This is a genomic window from Shewanella sp. 10N.286.45.A1 (assembly GCF_041470405.1).
Taxonomy (GTDB): Bacteria; Pseudomonadota; Gammaproteobacteria; order Enterobacterales; family Shewanellaceae; genus Shewanella.
This window is the reverse complement of the sequence record NZ_JBFRMK010000299.1, coordinates 1-1693: the sequence shown is the minus strand read 5'-3', so window position 1 is coordinate 1693 and position 1693 is coordinate 1. Positions and strand designations below refer to the sequence as shown.

The window sequence follows — 1693 nt, the reverse complement described above, 5'->3', positions numbered from 1 at the left end:
ATCCTTATACGTTATGTTTACGTTTTATCTTAAAGACTCCAATTAAAAATATACACCAGATTGAAATCTGAGTTAATTTTTTATCTAGAATGAATACTAGCTCACTGAGCTCTGCTGAAGAGTCTGTGATTGAAGAAATTTGATAAGTTAACTCCCTTATATTTTGTATATGAAAATAAAGTACACAAATTAAAACCAATAGCAAAATTTCAGATAAATAATTAGATAGCAAGTTTTTCAAGTAATCCATTGCTTGATTTTCCTTGTAAACATAACAGTATATTAGGCTGAATTCCGAATAAGAACAGACAGCCGAGTTACTTTAATGTTAACAAACTAACCTGAAATGGACACAAATTCAATGCTTTATGCCGTCATTACCAGTACTTTTGTTAACACTTCTAATCGTGAAAGTCAGAATTTGAATATTTGTGATGCTATTAGAGTTAATCATTACGGATAGTTGATTTAAAACAATCACTTAATAGTATTCCGGTTCAAGCACCTTTCCTTTTTAATCCCAAATAATGGCAAAAATGTACAACACCCATTATAACTGTGTATACATACAGCATTTATAGGTAAGAGCGCTATGTCATCATCTTTTATTGAATCCATTCGGCAAGTGTTAAGAACCAAACATTACAGTTTGAGAACTGAGAAAAGCTATCTGATTAACAATGGCTGGCTATATGATTCTGGGCTCTGGCGTTGATGCAATACAATAGAATTTCTATAGCTAGATAAATACTTTCAACTCACTTGATTTTGGCTATTTAAATAACAGTGAAAATGACACAAGAGTATATGATGCAAAAAATATTGAGAGATAGAATAGTGGCGATCTGTGATAAAAAGATTGCTCAGAAAGGTGATACTGTTGGGGTTTCATTTTACGCATTTTTTGCTAACAAAAATGATGTTCCACAGTCATTAATGCTAGTCGCGACTTGGTGGATTGAAACACACCAACTGGATCATTTTGTTAAGGCAAGTAGAGTGAAGCAACTGGTTGAAGCAGGGTTATAGCTTAGCCTCTTAAGAAAGGGAGATAGATGATGTTTACATTGGACGTAGATCCAGATTTAGCACTGGCTTTGGTTGAGCACTCTTTTGCTAGTCAATACCTCGATATAGTCTCTTTGCAAAGAGACTATTTAGCGCAATGGCTGGTATGGCCGCCACTTGCCCAAGATGAAGCCTTTTTTGAGCGTTTTATCGAAAAATCATTGCATGATTATGCAGCGGGTAACTCTTTAGTGTGTGGCATCATTTATAGGGGCGAACTGGTCGGTAATATCAGTTTCAATAGTATTGATAAAAAATTAAGAAAAGTAGAAATAGGCTATTGGCTAAGCCAAAGTTATCAAGGTAAGGGGATCGTTAGTAGATCAGTCACTAAACTCATTGATCTCGCTTTTAATCAACTGAAAATGGATAAGGTAGAGGCTTTTGTTGCTATAGAGAACCAAGCCAGTCGCAGCGTTTGTGAACGCTTAGGGTTCAAACTTGAAGGTGTGATAACGCGAGCTGAACAGCTCAATGGTCGTATGTATGACCATGCTGCTTACGGTCTACATAAAAGTGGTTGGTGAGTGGCGGGCTGCCATAATTGAGGCCAGTAAATATAAACAAAAAAACCACCGAACCTACTCGATGGTTTTTTGTTCTTACCTAACAGCTAACAGCTAAC

General features: G+C 35.9%; 2 protein-coding genes. Both read left to right on the top strand.

The window, feature by feature from the left end:
* Window positions 1–810 precede the first annotated feature (810 nt).
* Window positions 811–1029: a DUF6500 family protein gene (locus AB4238_RS19500; protein WP_372034961.1), complete on the top strand. Its 219-nt coding sequence runs from the start codon at window positions 811–813 to the stop codon at window positions 1027–1029.
* A gap of 29 nt (window positions 1030–1058) precedes the next feature.
* A complete protein-coding gene (locus tag AB4238_RS19495; RefSeq protein ID WP_372034959.1) occupies window positions 1059–1595 on the top strand; it encodes a GNAT family N-acetyltransferase in 537 nt (178 codons plus the stop codon).
* The last annotated feature ends 98 nt before the right edge of the window (window positions 1596–1693 follow it).

Bases quoted from the DNA above. Each gene is read 5' to 3' on its own strand.
- AB4238_RS19500 (WP_372034961.1), top strand. From the start codon at position 811: ATGCAAAAAATATTGAGAGATAGAATAGTGGCGATCTGTGATAAAAAG.
- AB4238_RS19495 (WP_372034959.1), top strand. From the start codon at position 1,059: ATGTTTACATTGGACGTAGATCCAGATTTAGCACTGGCTTTGGTTGAG.